At 69.1% G+C, this 4532-nt stretch carries 4 protein-coding genes and 1 pseudogene; 3 read left to right on the top strand and 2 right to left on the bottom strand.

From position 1 onward, the window contains the following. Window positions 1-1412, bottom strand: a pseudogene (gene groL / locus ACFFNX_RS44150) (chaperonin GroEL); the annotation flags it as partial. Between the two features lie 245 nt (window positions 1413-1657). On the opposite strand from groL, the gene ACFFNX_RS44145 reads away from it, so the two are divergent. Next, complete coding sequence (locus tag ACFFNX_RS44145) at window positions 1658-2260, top strand: TetR/AcrR family transcriptional regulator (RefSeq protein ID WP_378212238.1); 603 nt, start codon at window positions 1658-1660, stop codon at window positions 2258-2260. A 100-nt stretch (window positions 2261-2360) separates the two neighbouring features. Beyond that, window positions 2361-3194: an MBL fold metallo-hydrolase gene (locus ACFFNX_RS44140; RefSeq protein WP_378212237.1), complete on the top strand. Its 834-nt coding sequence runs from the start codon at window positions 2361-2363 to the stop codon at window positions 3192-3194. Here the strand turns inward: ACFFNX_RS44140 and ACFFNX_RS44135 are convergent, their stop codons facing one another. Beyond that, window positions 3195-3575: an STAS domain-containing protein gene (locus tag ACFFNX_RS44135; protein WP_378212236.1), complete on the bottom strand. Its 381-nt coding sequence runs from the start codon at window positions 3573-3575 to the stop codon at window positions 3195-3197. It lies immediately after the preceding gene. Between the two features lie 480 nt (window positions 3576-4055). Here ACFFNX_RS44135 and ACFFNX_RS44130 point away from each other — a divergent pair. After that, on the top strand, window positions 4056-4532 hold a 477-nt coding region (locus ACFFNX_RS44130), incomplete at its 3' end, for a phytoene desaturase family protein (protein WP_378212235.1).

Genomic DNA, 4532 nt, shown 5'->3' with positions numbered 1-4532 from the left:
CGGCCTCGAACATGTTCACGTACTCACCGGTCGCCGCGTTCAGACCCCGACCAGGCTCCAGCGAACGAACCCGCTCCGCGACAACACCGCCCTCAAGACCGGCGTTGACCGCGATCTGCTTGAGCGGCTCCTCCAACGCACGCTTGACGATCGAGGCACCAGTAGCCTCGTCACCCTCAAGCTCGATCTTGTCGAACGCACCCGCACCCGCCTGCAGCAGCGCCACGCCACCACCAGGCACGATGCCCTCCTCCACCGCGGCCTTGGCGTTACGAACCGCGTCCTCGATCCGGTGCTTACGCTCCTTCAGCTCGACCTCGGTCGCCGCACCCGCCTTGATCACCGCCACACCACCAGCGAGCTTGGCCAGCCGCTCCTGCAGCTTCTCCCGGTCATAGTCCGAGTCACTGTTCTCGATCTCGACCCGGATCTCATTCACCCGGCCCGCGATGTCATCGGTGTTACCCGCACCATCGACGATCGTCGTCTCGTCCTTGGTCACCACGACACGCTGCCTGGCCGAGCATGTCGAGGGTGGTGTTCTCCAGCTTCAGACCGATGTCCTCCGACACCACCTGACCACCGGTCAGAATCGCGATGTCCTGCAACATCGCCTTACGACGATCGCCGAAACCCGGAGCCTTGACGGCCACGGATCTGAACACGCCGTGGATCTTGTTGAGCAGGAGTGTGGCGAGCGCCTCGGTCTCGACGTCCTCGGCGATGACGAGCAGGGGCCGCGAGGTGCTCTTGACGGCCTCCAGCACCGGGAGCAGGTCGCGGTTCGCCGAGATCCTGGCGGCGACGAGCAGCACGTACGGGTCGTCGAGAACCGCCTCGAGGCGGTCGGCGTCGGTGACGAACTGCGGGGCGAGGTAGCCCTTGTCGAAGCGCATGCCCTCGGTCAACTCGAGCTCCAGACCAAAGGTCTGGCTCTCCTCGACCGTGATCACACCCTCCTTACCGACCTTGTCCATCGCCTCGGCGATCATCTCACCGATCGACACATCACCAGCAGAAATCGAAGCCGTCGAAGCAATCTGCTCCTTCGTCTCCACATCCTTGGCGATCTTGGAAAGCTCCTCACTCACCCGCTCGACCGCCGACTCGATGCCCCGCTTCAACGACATCGGATTCGCACCAGCGGCGACGTTACGCAGACCCTCACGCACCAGCGCCTGCGCCAGCACGGTCGCCGTGGTGGTGCCATCACCCGCGACATCGTCGGTCTTCTTCGCGACCTCCTTGACGAGCTCCGCGCCGATCTTCTCCCACGGATCCTCGAGCTCGATCTCCTTCGCGATCGACACACCATCGTTGGTGATCGTGGGAGCACCCCACTTCTTCTCCAACACGACGTTGCGGCCCTTGGGACCAAGCGTCACCTTGACGGCATCGGCGAGCTGGTTCATACCGCGCTCGAGGCCGCGCCGCGCGTCCTCATCGAACGCGATCATCTTCGGGGACATGGCTGCTCCTTTTCTCTTCGGCGAAGGCGGACCGGTACGGCGCCCGCGACGGACGGCCCGCGAACAGGCCCCGCCGTCCCGGCCCGCCGGCACACGCCGCGCACTCTACCCACAACTTGCGCGCCACGCATATAGTGCGCGCTGAGCAGTTAGTGCGCAACGCGCAAGCGATGGCTAGGATGTGACCCATGGAAGACGCAGTGGACATGCGGGCCCGCAACCGGCAGGCCACCCGGGAGGCGATCAGCACCGCCGCCCTGCGCCTGGCGCTGGAGCGGGGACCCGAGGGGCTGGCCCTCGTACGGGTGCGCGACATCGCCGAGGCCGCCGGGGTGTCACCCCGCACCTACAACAACTACTTCTCCAGCCGGGAGGAGGCGATCTGCGCCTTCCAGTCCGACCAGGCGCGCCGGCTCGGGAAGGCCCTGCTGGCGCGGCCGGCCGACGAGCCGCTCGGCCAGGCCGTCACCGCGGCGGTGACCGAGTACTACGGAACCGCCGAGCCCGACCGGGCCGGCCTGCGCATGATCATGTGCACGCCGGCGCTGGAGGGCGAGGCGCTGAAGGCGTTCACCACGGCGGAGGGTCCGCTGGCCGAGGCGATCGCCGAGCGCACCGGCGGCGACGAACTGTTCGCCCGGGTCATGGCCGCGGCGGTCGCCGGCGCGATCCGGGTGGCCGGCCGCCACTGGATCGAACGCGACGACTCCGAGCCGTTCGCCTCCATCCTGCGCCGGGCCCTCGCCCACGTCGCGACCGCCGACCGGCCCGCGAGCCCGGGGCTCGGCTGAAACGCGCGGTGCCGCGCCCGATCGGCGAGACTGATCACTCTCCGTAGCGGGTACAACCTGATCCGCGTCATAAGGGACGCATCGGGGAAACGGGGGAACGATGGCAGGTCCGGCCGACGCCGACGGGCTGTACTTCATCGGCAACGCCACGATGGTGATCCGCTATGGCGGGTTCACCCTGCTGACCGACCCGAACTTCCTGCGGCGGGGCCAGCGCGCGTACCTCGGCTACGGGCTGAACTCACGCCGCCTGCGCGACCCGGCGATCTCGATCGACGAGTTGCCCCCGCTGGACGCCGTCGTCCTGTCCCACCTGCACGGCGACCACTGGGACCGGGTCACCACCCGCCATCTCGACCGCCACCTGCCCATCGTCACCACGCCGCACGCGTCGCGCGGGCTGGCGCGGCGCGGCTTCGGCCGTACCCGTCCCCTGCGGGTGTGGCAGGAGCACGAGTTCATCAGGCAGGGGCGCAGCGTACGGATCACCGCGATGCCCGGACGGCACGGCTTCGGGCTCGCGGGCCGCCTGCTGCCGCCGGTGATGGGCTCGATGCTGGAGTTCGGCCCGGCGGGCGGCGGCACGGAACTGCGGATGTACATCAGCGGCGACACGCTGATGTACGACGAGCTGAAGGAGATCCCCCGCCGCTACCCCGACATCGACCTGGGCGTCGTGCACCTGGGCGGCGCACGGCTGCTCGGCCTGTCCATGGTCACGATGGACGCCCGGCAGGGCGCCGACTGGACGGAGCTCATCCGCTGCCGGCGCGTGGTGCCGGTGCACTACGACGACTACACCGTCTTCACCTCAGGCCTGCCGGACTACGAGGCGGAGGCCCGCGACCGCGGCTTCACCGACAGGCTCCGCACGATCGGACGCGGCGCGCGCATGTCGTTCGGCGACTTCGCCCGGACCACCACGCAGCGGTAGTCAGCGGGACGCTCCGGCGGGCGGGGTGTCCTCTTCCTCCAGGGCGGCGACGACGGCCGTCGCGACCGCCGAGCCGACGTCATCGAAGGTGGGGATCGCGCGGGCGACCGCGGTGATCTCGAACACCTTGCGGACGATGCCGCTCGGCGACACCGCCACGTACAGCGGACGGCCCGGCGCACGGGCCCGGGTGTACGCGCGCAACAGCGCGTTGACCGCCGAAGAATCGCAGAACGTCGTCCCGGTCAGGTCGGCGATGATCGGTTCGCCGCCGGAGTTGAGCAACGCGAGCAACTGCTCGCGAACCCCGTCGGCGTTTGACGTGTCGATCTGCCGAGGCAGTTCGACGACCGTGTAGCGACTGGTACGCCAGGTTGGCATGGCGGAAACCACGGCCCGTACCATCCAGATCCCCCTTGTGCCATTCCGAATGGTGGGGCGGCCTCACTTTTGGACCGCGACGACCCGTCTCACCAGAGCACCGCGCCGCCCCGTGCGGCACGCGTTCGAACCCGGCGGTGTCTCGCATCCGCGGCGCCGGGCATCCCCCGCCCGGCGACCACCGCTCCCGATGAGACGCTCCCCTTGCCAGGAGGTTATCCCCTTATTCCTCGACAGATACACCGATTTTCCGCTAATACGGCACAGGTCACACAAGACGGGGCACAACCGGCCTCATGCACCTCGGCATGTTCGACAAGCCGGCGGAGTCGGAGGATTCCGGGCGGCGTTCACCCGCAGGTGCATCCCGGAAGCCGAGGTCGGCCACGGAAGAGCAGACGACCACACGCCCGAACGCGGGAACAATCATGGGGCAACGTTTCGTGTAAACGAACCGGTCAGCGGGGTAATCGATGCGACATGCGCATCGTCGCGGGCCGGACCGACAACGTGGTCGTCGTCGGGGCGGGCCTGTCCGGGCTGGCCGCCGCACTGCACCTGTGCGGGCGTGGCCGGTCCGTAACGGTCCTGGAACGCGAGGCCGTGCCCGGCGGCCGTACCGGGCGTCGTGACGTCCGCGGTCATCGGCTCGACACCGGGCCCACCGTGCTCACGATGCCCGGCGTCGTCGAGGAGACGCTCGGCGCCATCGGCGCCTCGCCGGACGAGCGGCTCACGCTGATCCGACTGGACCCGATCTGCCGGGTGTACCTCCCGGACGGCTCGGCACTGGACGTACGAGCCGGTCGGGAGGCCATGCCCGAGGCCATCCGCGCGTTCGCCGGCCCACGCGAGGCGGCCGGGTACGCGCGGCTGCGCGACCGGCTCGCCCGATCGTGCGAGGCCGGGCACGCCCGGTTCCTCCGCGAGCGGCGTGTCCTCCCCGGCCCGGCCCGA

This window comes from Actinoallomurus acaciae, assembly GCF_042429965.1.
GTDB classification, from domain to species: domain Bacteria; phylum Actinomycetota; class Actinomycetes; order Streptosporangiales; family Streptosporangiaceae; genus Actinoallomurus; species Actinoallomurus acaciae.
Note: the sequence above shows the minus strand (reverse complement) of the source record. Positions and strands in the feature narration are given on the sequence as shown.

What these genes read in the sequence shown, in the direction of transcription:
- ACFFNX_RS44145 (WP_378212238.1), top strand. Translation starts at nt 1,658, where the DNA reads ATGGAAGACGCAGTGGACATGCGGGCCCGCAACCGGCAGGCCACCCGG.
- ACFFNX_RS44140 (WP_378212237.1), top strand. Translation starts at nt 2,361, where the DNA reads ATGGCAGGTCCGGCCGACGCCGACGGGCTGTACTTCATCGGCAACGCC.
- ACFFNX_RS44135 (WP_378212236.1), bottom strand. Translation starts at nt 3,575, where the DNA reads ATGCCAACCTGGCGTACCAGTCGCTACACGGTCGTCGAACTGCCTCGG.